Here is a 20,383-nt window from a genome sequence, read left to right on the forward strand (position 1 = left end):
GTTGTGCGGCAGAAGGAAGGAAACCCATGCGCCTGCGCCGCTGCGCCAGCCTGATGTTCGAACCCCGCGAGTCGGTCACCCTGGACCTGCGCGCGATGCTGGCCGGCCACGCCGAGATGGACAGCCAGATCAGCTGGGTGGCCCTGGCCGCCCATCTGGATCAACCCCTGCCGGTGGATGCCGAGGAGCGCCAGTTGCTGGGCGAGCTCAGCGCGCACCGCTGGAGCGAGCCACCGGCCGACGCCTCGCCGGCCATGCTGGCGCGCCTGGTTGAACAGGGCCTGCTGCTGACCGACCCGCCCAGCGAGGTGGGGCACCAGCTGCGTGATGAGGCGCTGCGGCGCAGCCAGTGGTGGCCGTTGGCCGCACTGGCCCATCGCCACGCGCGTTGGCAGGCCGTGGACAGCGTGGAGGACATGCGCCGGCAGGGGCTGGACACCGCCGCCGGCCTGCGCCAGCGGCTGGGGCCGCCACCGCCGGTGGTGCAGCCGATGCAGGGCGATTACCAGCCGCTGCCGCGCAGCGACGAGGCTGCGTTCGACGCACTGCTGGCGCGGCGCACCACTTGCCGCAACTTCGACCCGCAGCGCGCGCTGCCGCTGCCGTTGCTGGCCCAGGTGCTGCAGCGCACGCTGATGGCGCACGCGGTGCAGAAGGTCGAGCGCGATACCGAGTTCCTGAAGAAGAACGTGCCCTCCGGTGGTGGCCTGCATCCCACCGAAGGCTTCCTGCTGGTGCAGAACGTGGAGGGGCTGGCACCGGGCCTGTACCACTACCACCCGGTGCAGCACGCGGTGCTGCCGCTGCCTTCACCGCCGCCGCCGTCGCTGCCTGCGCTGGCACGGCGGATGCTGTCGGGGCAGGAGTGGTTTGCCGATGCGCCGGCACTGCTGGTACTGGCGCCGCGTTATGACCGCTGCTTCTGGAAGTACCGCAACCATGCCAAGGCGCACCGTGCGGTGACGCTGGATGTCGGCCATATCTCGCAGCTGCTGTACCTGTGCGCGACCGAGCGTGGGCTGGCCGCGTTCGTGACCGCGGCCATCAACGATGCCGATGTCGATCGGGCGTTCGGCTTCGATGGCATCGGCCAGAGCGCAATGGCCATCTGTGGCCTGGGCTGGCGCAGCGCCACGCTGGACACGGCGGAATTCGATCCCGCCGGACGCGTGTTGGCGGGCGACGACCGCTGAGCGGTCGCCGCCCCGGCAATCACGCCGCTTCGAAGTCCACCAGCACCGCGCCGTCGCCGACCTGGTCGCCGGCCTTGGCGCGGTAGCCCTTCACCGTGCCATCGGCCGGGGCCTGCAGGGTGTGTTCCATCTTCATCGCTTCCAGCACCACCAGCGGCGTACCGCGCTTGACCTCGGTGCCGGCCGCGACCAGCGTGGCCACGATCCTGCCCGGCATCGGTGCCAGCAGGCTGCCGGCATCGGCCGCGGCGTGGTCCGATTCGCCCACCGGGTCATGCAGGGTGAAGCGGTGCTGGCCATCGGCACCGAACAGATACAGCTGGTCGCCTTCGCGCAGCACCTGCAACGACCAGCGTCGGCCCTCCAGCTGCACGGTCATGCCCCGCGCATCGGCGGTGCCGGTCACCTGCACCGGCGCCGCGTCATCGCACTGCACGCGCCAGCCATCGGCCTGCGCCCACACCTTCAGGGTGTGCCGGCGCTCGCCCTGCTGCAGCGGCAGTAAGCGTGGCGCCGAAGCACCCAGGCGCCAGCCGTCCTGCGCCTGCCACGGCGAATGCGGGTCGCGCGCATCGCAGCTGGCGCCTGCGGTGCAGGTCACGGCGGCCACCGCCGCCAGCATCCACAGCGCATCGCCGGTATCGCCCACGTGACCCAGCGCCGCCTGTTCGCGTTCGATCAGCGCGGTATCCAGCCTGGCGTTCGCGAACGAATCGGTGTTCACCAGCCGGCGCAGGAAGCCGGCATTGGTGGTCACGCCGACCACCTGGCAGTCGGCCAGGGCCTGGCTCATGCGGCGCAGCGCGGCATCGCGGTCCACGTCCCAGACAATCAGCTTGGCGATCATCGGGTCGTAGAACGGGGTGATGCTGTCGCCTTGCTCCACGCCGGTATCCACACGCACGTGCGCCGAGGATGTCGGCAGGCGCAGGTGGCGCAGGGTACCGGTGGAGGGCAGGAAGCCGCGGTCCGCATCTTCGGCATACAGGCGCGCTTCGATGGCGTGGCCGTGGATGGCCAGCTGGTCCTGGCGCAGCGGCAGCGGCTGGCCAGCGGCCACGCGCAGCTGCCATTCCACCAGGTCGGTGCCGGTGATGTACTCGGTCACCGGGTGTTCGACCTGCAGGCGGGTGTTCATTTCCATGAAGTAGAAATCGCCGTCCGGGCCGGCAATGAACTCCACCGTGCCGGCACCGACGTAGCCCACCGCACGCGCGGCATCGACCGCGGCCTGGCCCATCGCCGCGCGGCGTTCGGCGCTCATGCCTGGGGCCGGGGCTTCTTCCAGCACCTTCTGGTGGCGCCGCTGCACCGAGCAGTCGCGCTCGAACAGGTACACCGCCTCACCGTGGCTGTCGCCGAACACCTGGATCTCGATATGGCGCGGGCGCTCGACGTACTTCTCGACCAGCACGTGGTCGTTGCCGAACGCCGAGGCCGCTTCGCGCTGGCAGCTGGCCAGCGCATCGACGAAGTCCTCGCTGCGTTCGACCTTGCGCATGCCCTTGCCGCCACCGCCGGCGCTGGCCTTGATCAGCACCGGGTAGCCGATGGCATCGGCCTGCGCGCGCAGGAACGCCGGTTCCTGCTGGTCGCCGTGGTAGCCCGGGGTCAGCGGCACGCCGGCCTTGGCCATCAGCGCTTTGGCCGCGCTCTTGTCACCCATCGCGCGGATCGCGCTGGCCGGCGGGCCGATGAAGGTGATGCCGGCCGCTGCGCAGGCATCGGCGAAGTCGGCGTTCTCGGACAGGAAGCCGTAGCCGGGGTGGATCGCCTGAGCGCCAGTCAGGCGCGCGGCGTCGAGAAGGGCATCGCTGCGCAGGTAGCTCTCACGTGCGGCGGCCGGGCCGATGTGGATGGCTTCGTCGGCCAGGCGCACGTGGCGCGCGTTGCGGTCGGCATCGGAATACACCGCCACGGTGGCGATGCCGAGGCGGCGGCAGGTGGCGATGACGCGGCAGGCGATCTCGCCGCGGTTGGCGATCAGGATCTTGCTGAACATGGCGACGGGCTTCATGGGAGCTTGCTCTGTCATGGCACGGGTTACATGCGGAACACGCCGAAGCGCGTCTGCTGAGGGGCGGCGTTGAGGCTGGCCGACAGCGCCAGAGCGAGCACCCGGCGGGTGTCGGCCGGATCGATCACGCCGTCATCCCACAGCCGCGCGCTGGCGTAATAGGGGTGGCCCTGCTGCTCGAACTGCTCGCGGATCGGTGCCTTGAAGGCGTCTTCTTCCGCCGCCGGCCACTGCCCGCCCTTGGCTTCGATGCCATCGCGCTTGACCGTGGCCAGCACGCTGGCGGCCTGTTCGCCGCCCATCACGCCGATGCGCGCGTTCGGCCACATCCACAGGAAGTTGGGCGAGTACGCGCGGCCGCACATGCCGTAGTTGCCGGCGCCGAACGAACCACCAATGACCACGGTGAACTTGGGCACCTTGGCGCAGGCCACCGCCATCACCAGCTTGGCACCGTCCTTGGCGATGCCGCCCTGTTCGTACTTGCGGCCGACCATGAAGCCGGTGATGTTCTGCAGGAATACCAGCGGGATGTTGCGCTGGGTGCACAGTTCGATGAAGTGCGCGCCCTTCAGCGCCGACTCCGAGAACAGGATGCCGTTGTTGGCGATGATGCCGATCGGGTAGCCGTTCAGATGCGCGAAGCCGGTGACCAGCGTGGCACCGTAGCGCGGCTTGAACTCGTCGAAGCGCGAGCCGTCGACCAGGCGCGCGATCACTTCGCGCACGTCGTAAGGCTTGCGGGTGTCGGCCGGAATCACGCCGTACAGTTCGTGTGCCGGCAGCAGCGGTTCCTCGGAAGGCTGCACCGCCATCGCCGGTTCCGGCTTGCGCCAGTTCAGCTGCGCGATGATCGCGCGCACCCGGGCCAGCGCCTGCAGGTCGTTGTCGGCCATGTGGTCGGCCACGCCGGAAATGCGCGTGTGCACATCGGCACCGCCCAGCTCCTCGGCGGTCACCACTTCGCCAGTGGCCGCCTTCACCAGCGGCGGGCCGCCGAGGAAGATCGTGCCCTGTTCGCGCACGATCACCGTCTCATCGCTCATCGCCGGCACATAGGCGCCACCGGCGGTGCAGCTACCCATCACGCAGGCGATCTGCGGAATGCCCTGCGCCGACAGGTTGGCCTGGTTGTAGAAGATGCGGCCGAAATGGTCGCGGTCGGGGAACACCTCGTCCTGCAGCGGCAGGAACGCGCCACCGGAATCGACCAGGTAGATGCACGGCAGGTGGTTCTGCTCGGCGATCTCCTGCGCGCGCAGGTGCTTCTTCACCGTCATCGGGTAGTAGGTGCCGCCCTTGACCGTGGCGTCGTTGGCCACGATCACGCATTCCACGCCACTTACCCGGCCGATGCCGGCCACCACGCCGGCGGCGGGCACAGCGTCTTCATACATGCCGTGCGCGGCCAGCGGCGCGATTTCCAGGAAGGCGCTGCCGGGGTCGAGCAGGGCATCGATGCGGTCGCGCACCAGCAGCTTGCCGCGGGCAGTGTGCTTGGCACGCGCGGCCTCGTTGCCACCCAGCGCGGTGCGGGCGAGGGTGGCATGCAGGTCATCGACCACGGCCTGCATGGCCGTGCGGTTGGCTTCAAACGTTTCGCTGCCCGGTTGCAGCTGGCTGTTCAGGACGGTCATCGCGGTGGCCTTACAGGGTGCGCTGGAACAGTTCGCGGCCGATCAGCATGCGGCGGATCTCCGAGGTGCCGGCGCCGATTTCATACAGTTTGGCGTCGCGCCACAAGCGGCCGGTCGGGTACTCGTTGATGTAGCCGTTACCGCCCAGGATCTGGATCGCCTGGCCGGTCAGCCAGGTAGCCTTCTCGGCGGCGTACAGGATCGCACCGGCCGCGTCCTGGCGGGTGGTACGGCCCTGGTCGCAGGCACGCGCCACGGCGTAGACATAGGCGCGGCAGGCACCCAGGCCCACGTACATGTCGGCGATCTTGGCCTGGATCAGCTGGAAGCTGCCGATCGGCTCGCCGAACTGGTGGCGCTCGTGCACGTACGGCATCACCACGTCCATGGCCGCGGCCATCAGGCCCAGCGGGCCACCGGAGAGGACCACGCGCTCGTAGTCCAGGCCGGACATCAGCACGCGCACGCCACCGCCCACCTGGCCCAGCACGTTCTCCTCGGGAATCTCGCAGTCCTGGAACACCAGCTCGCAGGTGGGCGAGGAACGCATGCCCAGCTTGTCCAGCTTCTGCGCGGTGGAGAAGCCCTTCATGCCCTTCTCGACCAGGAACGCGGTGATGCCCTTGGCACCGGCGTCCATGTCGGTCTTGGCATAGACCACCAGCACGTCGGCGTCCGGGCCGTTGGTGATCCACATCTTGTTGCCGTTGAGCACGTAACGGTCGCCACGCTTGTCGGCGCGCAGCTTCATCGACACTACGTCCGAACCGGCACCCGGTTCGCTCATCGCCAGCGCGCCGACCAGACTGCCGCTGCACAGGCCGGGCAGGAAGCGCTGCTTCTGTTCTTCGCTGCCGTTCTTGCGCAGCTGGTTCACGCACAGGTTGGAGTGCGCGCCGTAGGACAGGCCGATGCCGCCGGAGGCACGCGAGATTTCTTCCATCGCCACCACGTGGGCCAGGTAACCCATGCCGGTGCCGCCGTATTCTTCTTCAACGGTCAGGCCGAGCAGGCCCTGTTCGCCCAGCTTCGGCCACAGGGCCAGCGGGAACTGGTTGGTCGCATCGGCCTCGGCGGCCAGCGGCGCGACCTCGGCGGCGGCAAAATGGGCCACGCTCTGGCGCAGCAGGTCGATATCTTCGCCAAGATCGAAGTTCAGGGATGGCACGTGCATTGCGGTGGCTCCACGGCGGGACTACAGGGAATGGACGCACCCGGCGGGGGAGCGGGCGGCGGTCGGCAGGACCGTCACCCGCACGGGCGATGGACCCCAGCGTAGCGGGGTTCGGGAAAGAAGTGAACACAAATTCAAAAATTGAAACTAGAATCAAAACATGGCCTACAAACGCTCTGCACTGATGGAAGAACGCCTGGCCGGGGCCCGGGAACGGATCCTGCTGGCCACCCGCGAGCTGGTCGCCGCGGGCGGCTGGCGCAACGCCCCGGTAACCGCCGTGGCAGCCCAGGCGGGGGTGTCCACCGGGTTGATCTACCGGCACTTCCCGTCCAAGGCCGACCTGTTCGTGGAGGTGCTCAACGCCGCCGTGGCCCACGAGGTGGCGATCATGGAGCGCATCGCCAGCGGCCCGGAGGTGGCCAGCGAGCGCCTGCGCCTGGCGATCACCGCCTTCGTCCGCCGCGCCCTGGCCGGGCCGGGGCTGGCCCATGCCTTCATCGTCGAACCGGTCGACCCGGACGTGGAAGCCGAGCGCATGCGCGGCCGCCGCGCCTTTGGTGACGTGTTCCTGCGCCTGGTGGAAGAGGGCGTGGCAGCTGGTGAGCTGCCGGTGCAGGACGCGCACGTGGCCGCCGCCTGCCTGGTCGGCGCCTTCACCGAGGCGATGGTCGGCCCGACCGCACCCAGCCGCGAAGCGCACCGCGACGAGGACGCACTGGTGGATGCGATCTGCAGCTTCTGCCTGCGCGCGATCGGCGCCCGGTAATCCGGTAGAGCCGGCCGCTGGCCGGCTTCTGTACGATCCATCCGGCGGGATGGCGATGTCGGCCAGCGGCCGGCGCGACCGGGCAGGCATGCTGCGCCGCACCAGCCCTGAAGCCTGTTGTCGCACGCGAAGCGCGTTCTATACTCGGTCCATCACGCAGTCGCTCAGCCGTGGTCCAACGACTATCAGCCAGGGGTAACGAAGAGTGCGGAATTACGATCTGGAGTTCCTGAAACGCTTCTCCATGGTGATCGCGCTGCTGGCGACCATCACCCTCGGCCTCATTCTCCTTGCTGCCTACATCCACACCCGGATTCCGCCGGAGGTGTCGCCGACCGCGGCCAAGCGCACCGAGCAGCGCATTTCGCCCACCGGCGCGGTCTATGCCGGCAGCACCGGCGCCGCCGCGCAGGCCGCTGCCAAGGCCGCCGCGCTGGCCAAGGCCGCCTCGCAGGTGGCCTATGGCGGCACCAAGGACGGCAAGGTCATCTTCGACAACCTGTGCACCGCCTGCCACACCACCGGCGTGGGCATGGCACCGACACTGGACCACTCGCACTGGGACAAGCGCATCGCGCAGGGCAAGGACACCCTCTACAAGCACGCCATCGAGGGCTACACCGGCCCGGACGGCGGCATCATGCCGCCCAAGGGCGGCAACCCGGCGCTGACCGAGGAACAGATCCACGCCACCGTGGACTGGATGCTGGGCAACCTGAAGTAACCGGTAGTGCCGGCCGCTGGCCGGCCACCACGCATCGCATGAAGGTCATGGGGTTGCCGGCCAGCGGCCGGCGCTACCCGGTTTTGCCCACCCGGGCCAAAACCCCGCTGCGCAAGCAGGGTTTCGCATTTCAGGGTTAGTCTGTGCGCCCTCTTCCCTGGAATCGCCCGTCGATGCGCCGCCGCTCCCTTGCCCTTGCACTGACCCTGCTGCTGCCGGCCAGCGCCTTCGCCCAGGCCCTGCCGCAGGCTGCACCGGCCCCGGCAACGCCTGCCGCGCGCAGCAGCGCCACCGTGGTGCTGACTGCGGCCCCGGCCGACTGGCGCGCGCTGGAGGGACAGCGGGTGCGTATCGCCGTGCCGCTGACCCTGGCTGGTACCGACGGCCTGGAGCGCTTCGGCCAACTCACCGTGGCCTTCGACGGCCACCTCTGGCAGCCAACCGAAGTGGCCGCGCCGGGTACCGCCGGCTACGAGCAGGTGATGGCCGACAACCAGCGTCGTCGCCTGCTGCTGGACGATGGCAGCGACGCCCGCGACCCGGCCAGTGTGGCCTACCTGCCGGGCAACCCGGTGCTGCGTACCGGCATGCAGCTGCGCAACGTCGAAGGCATCGTGCGGGTGGATGCGCAGGGTCGGCCCCGCCTGCAGGTCGAAGGCGTGCTGAAGCTGCCGGAACTGAAGCGTCCGGCGGTGCCGACGGTGCCGGGCAGCCTGCACGTGGCCGCCTTCAACCTGGAGAATTTCTTCAACGGTGACGGCCAGGGCGGCGGCTTCCCGACCCTGCGCGGTGCGCGCACGCTGGACGAGCACAAGGCACAGGTGGCCAAGCTGGTGACCACGGTCAACGCGCTCGGTGCCGATGTTGCCGCGTTGATGGAGCTGGAGAACGACGGCTATGGACCGCAGTCGGCCATCGCCGAACTGGTCGATGCGCTCAACCGCGACCGCGGCGCGCAGGGCGACTGGCGTTTCGTCGATGCCGGCAACGGCCCCGGCGACAACCCGATCCGGGTCGGCATCATCTACCGCAGCACGCGCCTGCAGCCGGTCGGAAAGCCGGCCACGCTGACCGGCGGCCCGTTCGTCGAGCACAGTCGCGTACCGCTGGCGCAGGCGTTCCAGGGCAAGCACGGCGCGCCGTTCGTGGTGGTGGCCAACCACTTCAAGTCGAAGGGCTGCCGCGATGCCGCCGGCGCCGACGCCGACCACAACGACAACCAGGGATGCTGGAACGCCACCCGCGTGGCCTCGGCGCAGCAGCTGCACGCCTGGCTGCAGACCGACCCGACCGGCACCGGTGCCAGGGACGCGGTACTGCTGGGCGATTTCAATGCCTACGCCATGGAAGATCCGATCCGCACCCTGCATGACCTGGGCTGGCAGGACGCGTTCAAGGTTGCCAAGGTCGAGCATCCCTACAGCTACGTCTACAACGGCTACACCGGCCGCCTCGACCACGCGCTGCTGAACCCGGGCATGGCCAAGCGCCTGCGTGGCGCCGCCGAATGGCACAGCAACGCCGACGAGCAGGACGCCAGCGGCTACCAGGGCCGCAACGTGCCGGGCCCGTGGCGCAGTTCCGACCACGACCCGCTGCTGCTGGGCTTCGACAAATAAGGTTCGCCGGGGATCTGCTCTGGGAGGGACCTTGATCGGCACGGATGCTGCCGTTGCTTGTGATCTACCAGTCCGCCTTCAAGCGAGCCGAGCATCGCAGGTGAATCAGGGGCGAAGAGGCGCCGATGTCTGAGCGTAGCGAGTTCGGCGCCGTCCCCTGGTTCACCGAGAAGCGCAGGGTACCGGTGCACAGCACCGGCTCGCGGCTGGCGGCGCGTTTCTTTTGGTTACTTTTCTTTTCGCGCGAAAAGAAAAGTGACATCCCACCGCGGGCGCGGAAATGGCCCGCCGCAACCAACGCTCACCCCCAGGCAATCAAACCGATCGCCAGCACCGCCAGCGCCAGCCCGGCGCGGTTCCACTTCGTGGTGGCCTCGCCGAAGGCGAACACACCCACCAGTGCACCCAGCACCACCACGCCGATGTTCATGCCGGCGAACACGGTGGCCGGGCTCTGCGGCATCGCCTGGTGCGCATGCACATAGAACAGGATGTTGCCGCCGTTGAGCAGGCCCAGCAGCGCGCCCGCACCGAGGTTGCGCCAGGCCAGCCGGCTGCGACCACTGAAGTGACGCCACAGCTGCAGCGCCAGCATCAGCACGAAGGCCACGCTGAAGCTGGCCAGCACTGCCGCCATCGACGGCGTACCTGACAACGCGACCTGTTTGAGCAGCACGTCCACCACCGCGAACCCGGCCCACACCCCCAGCAGCCAGCCCCAGCCGCCGGCTGAGGCGGCCACTGCCGGGCCGCGCGGGCGCAGGCTGATCGCCACCATCGCCAGCAGGCCCAGGCCGAGGCCGGCCAGCTTCCACGGCGTCGCGGTCTGGCCGAAGAACAGGAACGCAGCAGCCAATGACAGCAGCAACGACAGCCGTTGCGCCACGTCGCTGCGGACGATGCCGGCCACCGCCACCGCGCGGCCCAGCACCAGGAAGATCGACGGCAGCACCACCGCCAGCGCCAGCAGCGAGAGCCACGGCGCATGCGGCGCGCGCAGTGCATCCAGCGGCGGCTGCAGCACCACGGCGGTGAGCGTTGCCGCCACCAGGTAGTTCCAGGTGACCATCTGCGCGACATCCAGCTGGCGGCGTGCGGCCACCTTCAACAACACCGAAACCAGCACGCTGCAGATCACGGCCAAGGACAGGTAGAGCATGGGGCGGGCACAGGGCAGGGGCGAGGGACGGTATCATGTTGCCATGCACAAGCCCTCGTTCCCCGTCGCCCCCGGCGAAACCGCCTGCCTCGAACTGGACGGCCCGGCCGGCCCGCTGGAAGTGGTCGTCGACCTGCCCAAGGCCGACGTGCCGGTGCAGCCGATCGTCGCCATCGTCTGCCATCCGCTGTCCACCGAGGGCGGCACGCTGCACAACAAGGTGGTCACCATGACCGCCAACACCCTGCGCGAGCTGGGCATCACCACGGTGCGCTTCAACTTCCGCAGCGTCGGCGCGTCGGCTGGCGAGTTCGACCACGGCGTGGGCGAGCAGGACGACCTGAAGGCGGTCGCCGCCTGGGTGCGCAGCCAGCGCCCCGATGACCGCCTGTGGCTGGCCGGTTTCAGCTTCGGCGCATTCGTGTCGCTGAAGGCGACCGCCGAGCTGCAGCCCGAAGCGCTGATTTCGATCGCGCCGCCGGCCGGTCGCTGGGACTTCGGTGGCATCGCACCGCCGGCGCGCTGGCTGGTGATCCAGGGCGAGCAGGACGAGATCGTCGACCCGCAGGCGGTCTACCAGTGGCTGGCGTCGCTGGATCTCCCGCACGAACTGGTGCGCATGCCCGAGACCAGCCATTTCTTCCACCGCAAGCTGATCGACCTGCGCGGCGCGCTGACCCACGGCGTCAAGCACTGGCTGGGCGCGGCGGCATGAGTGCAACCGAGTTGACCCCGTCGCAGCGGTACGCCGAAGGGGTCGCCCGTGGTGACTGGCAGAACGACCTGGCCCAGCACGCCGCGCTGGCCGAGCTGGACCGCATCCACCTGGGCCTGGTCGACAGCGCCGAAGACGGCTGGCTGGACCGGCTGTCCTCGTTCTGGAAGAAGCCCGAGCCGGTCAAGGGCCTGTACTTCTGGGGCGGCGTCGGCCGTGGCAAGACCTTCCTGGTCGACCTGTTCTACGACGGGCTGCCGATCAAGCAGAAGTACCGCACCCACTTCCACCGCTTCATGCGCAGCGTGCACGAGCGCCTGCGCGAGCACCAGGGCCAGAGCGACCCATTGGCGAAGATCGCCCAGGAATGGCGCAGCAACCTGCGCGTGCTGGTGCTGGATGAATTCTTCGTCACCGACATCGGCGATGCCATGCTGCTGGCGCGGTTGCTGGAACGCCTGTTTGCCGAGGGCGTGACCCTGGTCACCACCTCCAACACGGCGGTCGAGAACCTGTACCTCAACGGCCTGCAGCGCGAGAGTTTCCTGCCGGCCATCGGCCTGCTGCAGCGCTTCTGCGTGGAGCTGTATGCCGAGGGCACCGAGGATTACCGGATGCGCGCGCTGACCCGGTCGCCGGTGTACCGCGCGCCGCTGGCGGCCGACAGCGATGAATGGCTGGCCACGCGCTGGAACGAACTGAGCGGCGGGCAGCCGGCCAAGCCCGGCAACATCGAGATCGAGGGCCGCAAGATCCCGGTGCGCGGCCGCGGCAAGAGCATCGCCTGGTTCGATTTCGCTGCACTCTGCGAAGGCCCGCGCGGACCGTCGGACTACATCGAGATCGCGCACGAGTTCAACACCGTGCTGCTGGGCGGCATCCCCGCCTTCGATCGCCTGAACGAAGATGCGGCGCGGCGCTTCGTCAACCTGATCGACGAACTGTACGACCGCCACGTCAACCTGGTCTGCACCGCCAGCACTTCGCCGATCGAGCTGTATACCGGCCAGCGCCTGCAGGGCGCGTTCGAGCGCACCGCCTCGCGCCTGATCGAAATGCAGAGCGCCGAATACCTGGGTACCCCGCACCGGGCGTGAGGGTGGTTTGCGGGTGAATGCGTTGCCGGCCAGCGGCCGGCACGACCACGCCAGGCGTCTACCGGGTCGGCGCCACGGCGTTGTCACGCGGCCGCTCATCCGGCCCGGCCGATACATGCAGGCCGGAGCCGTTGCCGTGTTCCACCCGTAGGCTTTCGCCACGCTCCAGCAGCCGCAGTGGCTGGCCCTGGTAGCGCACCTCCAGCGCGTCGTGGGCCGCTGCCAGCGACTGCACCAGCGGGCACAGCGCCATCGCCTTGGCCTCCAGCTGCTGGCTGCGCGCTTCCATGCGTCGGTCGACTTCCGCGTCCAGGCGGTCGGCACGGCGCTCCATGGCGCCGGCGCGGCCGGTGAACACCTGCCACAGCACGCTGCGGGTCATCGACGCGGCCATGGTTTCGGCCATCTGGTCGATGTGTGCGTCGAAGCCGTCGCCGAAGGTTTCCTGTTCCCAATAGCCACGGCCCAGGCTGGCGTCGATCCAGCGCTGCGTCTCCTCGCGCATGCCGCGCATCTGGCGGTTGCGGGACTTGCCGGTGATGGCCTCGAAGGCGGCGTCCAGCGCATCGAAGGTGACCCCGGAGACCTCGTGGGCCAGTGCGGTGGCCGCCGGCATCAACTGGCGGGCGCCAGCCTCCATCTGCCGCAGCCGGGCCGCGTCGGCGGCGCTGACCGTCACCATCGTGCCGTCCAGGCTCAGTTCGCCATCGTGGAACACCACCTCATGCGGGGCCTGCGGGCCATGCCGCAGCCAGATGCCGCCGCTGTCCACCAGCACGTCGTAGTCGGTGTGGATGCCGCACTGGTCTGACCGCAGGTCCGGCCCCTCGGCGGCCAGCGCCGGGGGAATGAACAGCGCGGCCAGCAGGGCCAGGGCGTTCAGGCGCAGGTGCATCGGACGGTCCTTTTCCAGAAGCGAGCGGCCAGCATCCGCTGCCAGCGCGCGGGCGTCACCGGCCGGAAGTCACCCGTCCACCGTATTCCCACCGGCTGCCCACCACCTATCCACAGGGTTGTCCCTAGCCAGCTTCATCACTGTCATGTGAAGCTGTCATTGTTCCGTTTCCGCGCGGCGTTGTACCACCGCGATGACGCGTTTCGGGCTTGACTGCGCAGCCCGATCCGGCAGGTCTGAAGCGTCCCGATGAGGCGCTGATGGCACGATCCTTGCGGCGCAAGGGATTGCCGAATTTCACTACATTTGGCGTTGACGGCCCCCATTACCCCCACTATCTTGTGGCCGTCGGTCGCAGCAACCCCAATTCCAGGGGGCAGCAGCACCCATCCGCGATCGTCAACGGCAGTGGCAGGCGCAGGGTCTCATCCCCTGCGACGCCGTCCTGCCATCCTGGGCTGTCATGTCCCGGGCTGCGTCACCCGATGCATCGAGCACCCCCAATCACGCCAAGAGGACACACGCCGTGAGCACCGAATCCAGCGCCACCATCGAGAAGGAAAGCGAATTCCTGTTGACGTCGCCGCCGACGGCCAACGCGATGAGTGTGACCAAGCGCAACGGGACCACCGAACTGGTGGATCTGAACAAGATCGTGCGCGCGGTGCAGCGTTCCTCCGAAGGCCTGCACGCCGTCGATCCGATGCGCGTGGCCACCCGGACCATTTCCGGCCTGTACAACGGCGCCACCACCCGCGAGCTGGACGAACTGTCCATCCGCACCGCCGCCCTGCTGATCGGTGAAGAGCCCGAGTACGGGCGCCTGGCCGCGCGCCTGCTGGCCAACTACATCGCCAAGGAAGTCTCGGGCCAGGAAATCTACGCCTTCTCGCAGTCGGTCAGCCGTGGCCATGAAGTCGGCCTGATCAACGACCGCCTGCTGAACTTCGTGCAGACCAATGCACGCAAGCTCAACGACGCCATCGATGGCGCGCTGGACCTGAACTTCGATTACTTCGGCCTGCGCACCCTGTACGACCGCTACCTGCTGCGCCACCCGCACACCCGCAAGGTGATCGAGACCCCGCAGCAGTTCTTCCTGCGCATCGCCAGCGCGCTGAGCGAGGACGTGTCCGAGACCCTGGCGCTGTACAAGCGAATGGGCAACCTGGACTACCTGCCGTCCAGCCCGACCCTGTTCAACTCCGGCACCACCCACGAGCAGCTGTCCTCGTGCTTCCTGCTGGACTCGCCGCAGGACTCGCTGGAGTCGATCTATTCCAAGTACGGCGACATCGCCCAGCTGTCGAAGTTCTCCGGCGGCATCGGCGTCAGCTACACCCGCGTGCGTTCGCGTGGTTCGCTGATCAAGTCGACCAACGGCCACTCCAACGGCATCGTGCCGTGGCTGAAGACCATGGATTCGTCGGTGGCCGCGGTGAACCAGGGCGGCAAGCGCAAGGGTGCGGCCTGCGTCTACCTGGAAACCTGGCACGCCGACGTCGAGGACTTCCTCGAGCTGCGTGACAACACCGGTGACGAAGCCCGCCGTGCGCACAACCTGAACCTGGCCAACTGGGTGCCGGACCTGTTCATGAAGCGCGTCGAGGCGGACCAGGAATGGTCGCTGTTCGATCCGCGCGTGGTGCCGGAGTTCACCGACCTGTTCGGCGAAGCTTTCGAAGCCGCCTACCTGCAGGCCGAAGCCCAGGGCAAGGCCAACCGCACCATCTCCGCGCGCAAGCTGTACGCCCGCATGATGCGTACGCTGGCCGAGACCGGCAACGGCTGGATGACCTTCAAGGACAAGTGCAACCGCGCCAGCAACCAGACCCTGCGCCCGGGCAACGTGATCCACCTGTCCAACCTGTGCACCGAAATCCTGGAAGTCACTTCCAACGATGAAACCGCCGTGTGCAACCTGGGTTCGATCAACCTGGGCAACCACTTCGACGAGCACAATGAGTTCGACTTCGAGAAGCTGGCCGAGACCGTGCGCCTGGCCGTGCGCCAGCTCGACCGCGTCATCGACCTGAACTTCTATCCGATCGAAACCGCCCGCCGCGCCAACCTGCGCTGGCGTCCGGTCGGCCTGGGCTGCATGGGCCTGCAGGACGTGTTCTTCCGCAAGCGCCTGCCGTTCGACAGCGCCGAAGCCCGCGCCCTGTCGAAGAAGATCGCCGAAGCGATCTACTTCCACGCGCTGGAAACCTCCTGCGAGCTGGCCCAGGAACGCGGCAAGCACCCGTCGTTCAACGACACCCGTGCCGCCAGCGGCGAACTGCAGTTCGACGCCTGGAACGTGGTGCCGGAAGACACCGCACGCTGGGATGCCCTGCGTGAGCGCATCAAGGAACACGGCCTGCGCAACTCGCTGATGATCGCGATTGCCCCGACCGCGACCATTGCTTCGATCGCCGGCTGCTACGAGTGCGTCGAGCCGCAGGTGTCCAACCTGTTCAAGCGCGAGACCCTGTCCGGTGACTTCCTGCAGGTCAACCGCTACCTGGTGAACGAGCTGAAGAAGCTGGGCCTGTGGACCGCCGACATGCGCGATGCGATCAAGCTGGCCGAAGGCTCCATCGCCGGCGTGGCACAGATTCCGGAGACGCTGCGCGAGGTCTACCGCACCGCGTGGGAACTGCCGATGCGTTCGCTGATCGACATGGCCGCCGAGCGTGGCGCCTTCATCGACCAGTCGGCCTCGCTCAACCTGTTCATGGAAAGCCCGAACATCGGCGCGATGTCCTCCATGTACATGTACGCCTGGAAGCAGGGCATCAAGACCACCTACTACCTGCGTTCGCGCCCGGCCACCAAGATCGCCAAGACCACGGTGAGCAGCGCGGCCCCGGCCAAGGTGTTCAGCCCGGACGAAGCCATCGCCTGCTCGCTGGAAAACCCGGAAGCCTGCGAGGCCTGCCAGTAAGAGCGGCACCGCCGCGCGGTAGTGCCGGCCGCTGGCCGGCAACCCCGGCCAACGATCATCACCCACGGTAGCGCCGGGCCATGCCCGGCGGCTCACCCAGGAATTCAAGGAAACACCCATGGCCGACAAGCCCAAGCAGATGCTGCTCGATCCCGGTTTTGAACTGACCCTGCGCCCGATGCGCTACCCGCAGTTCTATGACATGTACCGGAACGCGATCAAGAACACCTGGACGGTGGAAGAGATCAACTTCCAGATCGACATCACCGACCTGCACAGCAAGATGTCGCCGGGTGAGCGCCACCTGATCCACCGCCTGGTCGCGTTCTTTGCCACCGGCGATTCGATCGTGTCCAACAACCTGGTGCTGAACCTGTACCAGCACCTCAATGCGCCGGAAGCGCGCATGTACCTGTCGCGCCAGCTGTATGAAGAAGCGCTGCACGTGCAGTTCTACCTGACCCTGCTCGACAACTACCTGCCGGACCCGGAAGAGCGCGTCAAAGCGTTCGCCGCGGTGGAGAACATCGACTCGATCAAGAAGAAGGCCGATTTCTGCTTCAAGTGGATCGACTCGATCCAGGACCTGAAGCGCATCGAGACCCGTGCCGAGCGCCGCCAGTTCCTGCTCAACCAGATCTGCTTCGCTGCGTGCATCGAAGGACTGTTCTTCTTCGCTGCGTTCGCCTACGTGTACTACTTCCGTTCGCGCGGCCTGCTGCCGGGCCTGGCCTCGGGCACCAACTGGGTGTTCCGCGACGAGAGCGCGCACATGGAGTTCGCGTTCGAGTCGGTGCGCGTGGTGCGCGAGGAAGAGCCGGACCTGTTCGACGAAGAGATGAAGCAGCAGGTCTACGACATGCTGGCCGAAGCCATCGAGTGCGAAGTGCAGTTCGCCGAGGACGTACTGTCCGGCGGCGTAGCCGGCATTTCGACCCGCGACATGCGCCAGTACCTGCAGCACTGCGCCGACCAGCACTTCGCCAAGCTGGGCATGGAAAAGAAGTACAACGTGCGCAACCCGCTGCCGTTCATGGAACTGCAGGACGTGCAGGAGCTGACCAACTTCTTCGAACGCCGCGTCTCGGCCTACCAGGTCGGCGTGCAGGGCGAAGTCGCCTTCGACATGAACTTCTGATCGAACCGGTCAGGCCTGTCGCAACAAAAAACCCCGGCCAACGCCGGGGTTTTTTGTTTCTGCAGCGTCGAGCCATGCTCGACTGCTGTTCTCGACCCTGCAATCAGCGCCGCCCCTCCACCGCCATGCGCACCGCCAGCCCGGCCAGCACGGTGCCCATCAGCCAGCGCTGTACCGCCTGCCAGGTCGGGCGCGCGGCCAGGAAGCCGGCAATGCTGCCGGCCATCACCGCGATCACCGCGTTGACGCTGACGCTGACCGCGATCTGGGTGAAGCCCAGCACCAGTGACTGCACCAGCACGCTGCCATGCCCTTCCGGGTGCAGGAACTGCGGCAGCAGGGACAGGTACATCACCGCGATCTTCGGGTTCAGCAGGTTGGTCAGAAAGCCCATCGCGAACAGCCTGCGTGGGCCGTCCGGCGGCAGCTCGCGCACCGCGAACGGCGAGCGGCCGCCCGGCTTGAGCGCCTGCCAGGCCAGGTACAGCAGGTACAGCGCGCCACCGATGCGCAGCGCGTCATAGGCCAGCGGCACGGTCATCAGCAGGGCGGTGATGCCCAGCGCTGCGCACAGCATGTAGAACACGAAGCCCAGCGCCACCCCGCCCAGCGAGATCAGGCCGGCGCGGCGGCCCTGGCAGATCGAGCGCGAAACCAGGTAGATCATGTTCGGCCCGGGCGTGAGCACCATGCCCAGCGAGATGAGGGCGAAGGCCAGCAGATCGGAGGTCGCGGGCATGGGCGGTCCTGGCAGGGGGCGTGGCGCAGTGTAGCGCCACCTGCACGGGGCCTGGCTTAAAATCGCGGCACCCCACAGCGAAGCACCGCCCATGACCCCGATCCCCGAGACCGTGCCGCCCACCGAAGTGCGCATGGCCGAAATCGTCTTCCCCAACCACACCAACCATCTGGGCACCCTGTTCGGTGGCCAGGCGCTGGCGTGGATGGACAAGGCCGCCTTCCTGGCCGCCGCCCGCTACTCGCGCCGCACCGTAGTGACCGCGCGCAGCGACCAGGTCGACTTCAAGCTGCCGATCCGCATCGGCCAGATGGTGGAGACCATCGGCCGCATCGTCGAAGTGGGCCGCAGCTCGATGAAGGTCGAGGTCGAACTGGTGGCCGAAGACCTGCAAAGCGGCGAGCGCAAGCTGTGCACGCGCGGTCACTTCGTGATGATCGCGCTGGACGAGGAAGGCCACCCGATCGCGGTGCCGCCGCTGCCGGCGGCCTGACCCCGCCGGCTGAACCGGCGCTTGCGGGGGCGCATGCGCGCCCCCATCTGGCAGCCATGACCCTGCCGCTGACCGACTTCATCGACCGCGCCCAGCGCTTGTTCGTGCTGACCGGCGCCGGTTGCAGCACCGCCTCGGGCATTCCCGATTACCGCGATAGCGACGGCCAGTGGAAACGCACGCCGCCTGTGACCTACCAGGCCTTCATGGGCGAGGCGGCCACCCGGCAGCGCTACTGGGCACGCAGCCTGCTGGGCTGGCCGCGTTTCGGCCTGGCCCGGCCCAACGGCACCCACCAGGCACTGGCCGCGCTGGAAAGCCGCGGCAAGCTGCAGGTGTTGCTCACCCAGAACGTGGATGGCCTGCACCAGCGCGCCGGCAGCCAGAATGTGATCGACCTGCACGGCCGGCTGGATCTGGTGCGCTGCATGGGCTGCGAGCGCCGCAGCGGGCGCGAGGAGTTCCAGCAGCGCCTGCGCGAGGCCAACCCCGGCTGGGACGCGCTCGAGGCCGGCATCGCGCCCGATGGCGACGCCGATCTGGAAACGGATTTCTCCGCCTTCGTGGTGCCGGACTGCCCGCACTGTGGCGGCCTGCTGAAGCCGGACGTGGTGTTCTTCGGCGAAAACGTGCCGCGCGAGCGCGTGGCCGCCGTGCACGAGCACCTGCAGCAGGCCGATGCGGTGCTGGTGGTCGGCTCGTCGCTGATGGTCTATTCCGGCTTCCGCTTCGTGCAGGCCGCGGCCAGGGCGGGATTGCCGGTGGCGGCGCTGAACCGTGGCCGCACCCGCGCCGACGACCTGCTTCAGTTCAAGGACGAGCGCGATTGCGCAGAGGCGCTGGCCGCGTGGGCTTCGCCCTGAGCCGAGCCCACGCTCGGCTGCGGCAGGTCGCGCGAAACAGCGATCCATCCAGACGGTTGATTCGCAGGCCGTGCGGCGCTGCAATACGTCCCCCCATCCGCCTGTCCCCCCGCACCCCCGTGACCCAGCTGTTTTCGCCGATTTCGTTCGGCCCCCTGACCCTGTCCAACCGCATCGTGATCGCGCCGATGTGCCAGTACTCCGCCGAAGATGGCCGCGCCAGCGACTGGCACGCAATGCACCTTGGCAACCTGGCGCAGTCCGGCGCCGGACTGTTGATCCTGGAAGCCACCGCGGTCGAGCCGCGCGGGCGCATCAGCTGGGCCGACCTGGGCCTGTGGGATGACGGCACCGAGGCCGCGCTGGCGCAGGTGCTGACCAGCGTCCGCCGCTGGTCGCCGATGCCGCTGGGCATCCAGCTGGGCCATGCCGGCCGCAAGGCCTCGGTGAGGCGTCCGTGGGACGGCGGTGGCCAGCTGCCGGCCGACGATGCGCGTGGCTGGGCCACGGTGGCGCCGTCGCCGCTGCCGTTCCATGCCGCCGATCCGGCGCCGCAGGAACTGGACGAGGCCGCCATCGCCGACGTCATCGCCGCCTTTGCTGCCAGCGCGGTGCGCGCCGAGCGCCTCGGTTTCGAGCTGATCGAACTGCACGCCGCACACGGCTACCTGCTGCACCAGTTCCTGTCGCCGCTGAGCAACCGCCGCACCGATGGCTACGGCGGCTCGCTGCCGAACCGCCTGCGCCTGCTGGTGGAAGTATTCGACGCGGTGCGCGCGGCGGTATCGGACAAGGTCGCCGTGGGCGTGCGCATTTCCGCCAGCGACTGGGTCGACGGTGGCTGGGATCTGGTACAGAGCGAGGCGCTGGCGCAGGTGCTGGACGCGCGCGGCTGCAACTTCCTGCACGTCTCCAGCGGCGGCCTCGACGAACGCCAGAAGATCACCGTCGGCCCGGGTTACCAGGTGCCGTTCGCAGCCGCAATCAAGGCCAAGGTGCGCATGCCGGTCATTGCGGTGGGCATGATCACCGAGCCCGAGCAGGCCGAATCGATCCTGCGCCATCGCCACGCCGACGCGGTGGCACTGGCGCGCGGCATCCTCTACGACCCGCGTTGGCCGTGGCATGCCGCCGCCGCGCTGCGCGACAGCGTGGAACCGGCGCCGCAGTACCTGCGCTGCGAACCGCGTGATGCGCGCGGCGTATTCAAGGCACGCTGAGG

Annotated in this window: 17 protein-coding genes; 11 read left to right on the forward strand and 6 right to left on the reverse strand. The window is 68.2% G+C overall.

What is annotated here, in order from left to right:
* Positions 1-26 precede the first annotated feature (26 nt).
* Positions 27-1,193: a putative peptide maturation dehydrogenase gene (locus AC5P7U_RS06910; protein ID WP_053511188.1), complete on the forward strand. Its 1,167-nt coding sequence runs from the start codon at positions 27-29 to the stop codon at positions 1,191-1,193.
* 19 nt (positions 1,194-1,212) lie between these two features.
* Here AC5P7U_RS06910 and AC5P7U_RS06915 read toward each other — a convergent pair whose 3' ends face one another.
* From AC5P7U_RS06915 to AC5P7U_RS06925, 3 genes are read right to left on the reverse strand one after another with little or no spacing between them, the layout of a single operon-like run.
* Positions 1,213-3,228 carry an acetyl/propionyl/methylcrotonyl-CoA carboxylase subunit alpha gene (locus AC5P7U_RS06915; protein WP_495220903.1) on the reverse strand — a complete coding sequence of 672 codons (2,016 nt, stop codon included), beginning with the start codon at positions 3,226-3,228 and terminating at the stop codon, positions 1,213-1,215.
* Positions 3,229-3,236: 8 nt separating this feature from the next.
* Complete coding sequence (locus tag AC5P7U_RS06920; RefSeq protein WP_197564743.1) at positions 3,237-4,847, reverse strand: carboxyl transferase domain-containing protein; 1,611 nt, start codon at positions 4,845-4,847, stop codon at positions 3,237-3,239.
* Between the two features lie 10 nt (positions 4,848-4,857).
* Positions 4,858-6,021 carry an isovaleryl-CoA dehydrogenase gene (locus AC5P7U_RS06925; RefSeq protein WP_197564744.1) on the reverse strand — a complete coding sequence of 388 codons (1,164 nt, stop codon included), beginning with the start codon at positions 6,019-6,021 and terminating at the stop codon, positions 4,858-4,860.
* A gap of 160 nt (positions 6,022-6,181) precedes the next feature.
* On the opposite strand from AC5P7U_RS06925, the gene AC5P7U_RS06930 reads away from it, so the two are divergent.
* The 3 genes from AC5P7U_RS06930 (at position 6,182) to AC5P7U_RS06940 (ending at position 9,133) form a co-directional block, all read left to right on the forward strand.
* Positions 6,182-6,790, forward strand: a complete 609-nt coding sequence (locus tag AC5P7U_RS06930) for a TetR/AcrR family transcriptional regulator (protein WP_004153662.1) — start codon at positions 6,182-6,184, stop codon at positions 6,788-6,790.
* Between the two features lie 205 nt (positions 6,791-6,995).
* Complete coding sequence (locus AC5P7U_RS06935; protein ID WP_005407662.1) at positions 6,996-7,514, forward strand: c-type cytochrome; 519 nt, start codon at positions 6,996-6,998, stop codon at positions 7,512-7,514.
* A 173-nt stretch (positions 7,515-7,687) separates the two neighbouring features.
* On the forward strand, positions 7,688-9,133 hold the full coding sequence (locus AC5P7U_RS06940; RefSeq protein ID WP_495220905.1) for an ExeM/NucH family extracellular endonuclease: 1,446 nt from the start codon (positions 7,688-7,690) through the stop codon (positions 9,131-9,133).
* Positions 9,134-9,434: 301 nt separating this feature from the next.
* Here the strand turns inward: AC5P7U_RS06940 and AC5P7U_RS06945 are convergent, their stop codons facing one another.
* Positions 9,435-10,292 carry an EamA family transporter gene (locus AC5P7U_RS06945; protein WP_495220906.1) on the reverse strand — a complete coding sequence of 286 codons (858 nt, stop codon included), beginning with the start codon at positions 10,290-10,292 and terminating at the stop codon, positions 9,435-9,437.
* 43 nt (positions 10,293-10,335) lie between these two features.
* On the opposite strand from AC5P7U_RS06945, the gene AC5P7U_RS06950 reads away from it, so the two are divergent.
* Positions 10,336-11,007 (forward strand): alpha/beta hydrolase, encoded by a 672-nt coding sequence (locus AC5P7U_RS06950; protein ID WP_053448505.1) that lies wholly within the window; start codon positions 10,336-10,338, stop codon positions 11,005-11,007.
* Positions 11,004-12,104, forward strand: coding sequence for a cell division protein ZapE (gene zapE / locus AC5P7U_RS06955; RefSeq protein ID WP_495220907.1), 1,101 nt, complete (start codon positions 11,004-11,006; stop codon positions 12,102-12,104). The genes AC5P7U_RS06950 and zapE overlap by 4 nt, the downstream gene beginning before the upstream one ends.
* Before the next feature lie 58 nt (positions 12,105-12,162).
* On the opposite strand, the gene AC5P7U_RS06960 is transcribed toward zapE, so the two are convergent.
* Entirely contained in the window at positions 12,163-12,999 is an 837-nt protein-coding gene (locus AC5P7U_RS06960; RefSeq protein WP_495220908.1) for a DUF2884 family protein, read from the reverse strand.
* 526 nt (positions 13,000-13,525) lie between these two features.
* Here AC5P7U_RS06960 and AC5P7U_RS06965 point away from each other — a divergent pair.
* On the forward strand, positions 13,526-15,928 hold the full coding sequence (locus AC5P7U_RS06965; protein ID WP_004153680.1) for a ribonucleoside-diphosphate reductase subunit alpha: 2,403 nt from the start codon (positions 13,526-13,528) through the stop codon (positions 15,926-15,928).
* 118 nt (positions 15,929-16,046) lie between these two features.
* Positions 16,047-17,066 carry a ribonucleotide-diphosphate reductase subunit beta gene (locus tag AC5P7U_RS06970; RefSeq protein ID WP_004153683.1) on the forward strand — a complete coding sequence of 340 codons (1,020 nt, stop codon included), beginning with the start codon at positions 16,047-16,049 and terminating at the stop codon, positions 17,064-17,066.
* Between the two features lie 103 nt (positions 17,067-17,169).
* Here AC5P7U_RS06970 and AC5P7U_RS06975 read toward each other — a convergent pair whose 3' ends face one another.
* Positions 17,170-17,805 carry a LysE family translocator gene (locus AC5P7U_RS06975; RefSeq protein ID WP_197564776.1) on the reverse strand — a complete coding sequence of 212 codons (636 nt, stop codon included), beginning with the start codon at positions 17,803-17,805 and terminating at the stop codon, positions 17,170-17,172.
* Positions 17,806-17,896: 91 nt separating this feature from the next.
* On the opposite strand from AC5P7U_RS06975, the gene AC5P7U_RS06980 reads away from it, so the two are divergent.
* The 3 genes from AC5P7U_RS06980 (at position 17,897) to AC5P7U_RS06990 (ending at position 20,381) form a co-directional block, all read left to right on the forward strand.
* Positions 17,897-18,298, forward strand: coding sequence for an acyl-CoA thioesterase (locus AC5P7U_RS06980; RefSeq protein ID WP_495220910.1), 402 nt, complete (start codon positions 17,897-17,899; stop codon positions 18,296-18,298).
* A gap of 56 nt (positions 18,299-18,354) precedes the next feature.
* Positions 18,355-19,161 (forward strand): NAD-dependent protein deacetylase, encoded by an 807-nt coding sequence (locus AC5P7U_RS06985; protein WP_312561664.1) that lies wholly within the window; start codon positions 18,355-18,357, stop codon positions 19,159-19,161.
* Positions 19,162-19,280: 119 nt separating this feature from the next.
* Positions 19,281-20,381: an NADH:flavin oxidoreductase/NADH oxidase gene (locus tag AC5P7U_RS06990; RefSeq protein WP_312561666.1), complete on the forward strand. Its 1,101-nt coding sequence runs from the start codon at positions 19,281-19,283 to the stop codon at positions 20,379-20,381.
* The last annotated feature ends 2 nt before the right edge of the window (positions 20,382-20,383 follow it).

The sequence above is a fragment of the Stenotrophomonas sp. YJH_SMC_57 genome (assembly GCF_059369755.1).

Coding starts and splice junctions, on each gene's coding strand:
- AC5P7U_RS06910 (WP_053511188.1), top strand. CDS start 27: ATGCGCCTGCGCCGCTGCGCCAGCCTGATGTTCGAACCCCGCGAGTCG.
- AC5P7U_RS06915 (WP_495220903.1), bottom strand. CDS start 3,228: ATGACAGAGCAAGCTCCCATGAAGCCCGTCGCCATGTTCAGCAAGATC.
- AC5P7U_RS06920 (WP_197564743.1), bottom strand. CDS start 4,847: ATGACCGTCCTGAACAGCCAGCTGCAACCGGGCAGCGAAACGTTTGAA.
- AC5P7U_RS06925 (WP_197564744.1), bottom strand. CDS start 6,021: ATGCACGTGCCATCCCTGAACTTCGATCTTGGCGAAGATATCGACCTG.
- AC5P7U_RS06930 (WP_004153662.1), top strand. CDS start 6,182: ATGGCCTACAAACGCTCTGCACTGATGGAAGAACGCCTGGCCGGGGCC.
- AC5P7U_RS06940 (WP_495220905.1), top strand. CDS start 7,688: ATGCGCCGCCGCTCCCTTGCCCTTGCACTGACCCTGCTGCTGCCGGCC.
- AC5P7U_RS06945 (WP_495220906.1), bottom strand. CDS start 10,292: ATGCTCTACCTGTCCTTGGCCGTGATCTGCAGCGTGCTGGTTTCGGTG.
- AC5P7U_RS06950 (WP_053448505.1), top strand. CDS start 10,336: ATGCACAAGCCCTCGTTCCCCGTCGCCCCCGGCGAAACCGCCTGCCTC.
- zapE (WP_495220907.1), top strand. CDS start 11,004: ATGAGTGCAACCGAGTTGACCCCGTCGCAGCGGTACGCCGAAGGGGTC.
- AC5P7U_RS06960 (WP_495220908.1), bottom strand. CDS start 12,999: ATGCACCTGCGCCTGAACGCCCTGGCCCTGCTGGCCGCGCTGTTCATT.
- AC5P7U_RS06970 (WP_004153683.1), top strand. CDS start 16,047: ATGGCCGACAAGCCCAAGCAGATGCTGCTCGATCCCGGTTTTGAACTG.
- AC5P7U_RS06975 (WP_197564776.1), bottom strand. CDS start 17,805: ATGCCCGCGACCTCCGATCTGCTGGCCTTCGCCCTCATCTCGCTGGGC.
- AC5P7U_RS06980 (WP_495220910.1), top strand. CDS start 17,897: ATGACCCCGATCCCCGAGACCGTGCCGCCCACCGAAGTGCGCATGGCC.
- AC5P7U_RS06985 (WP_312561664.1), top strand. CDS start 18,355: ATGACCCTGCCGCTGACCGACTTCATCGACCGCGCCCAGCGCTTGTTC.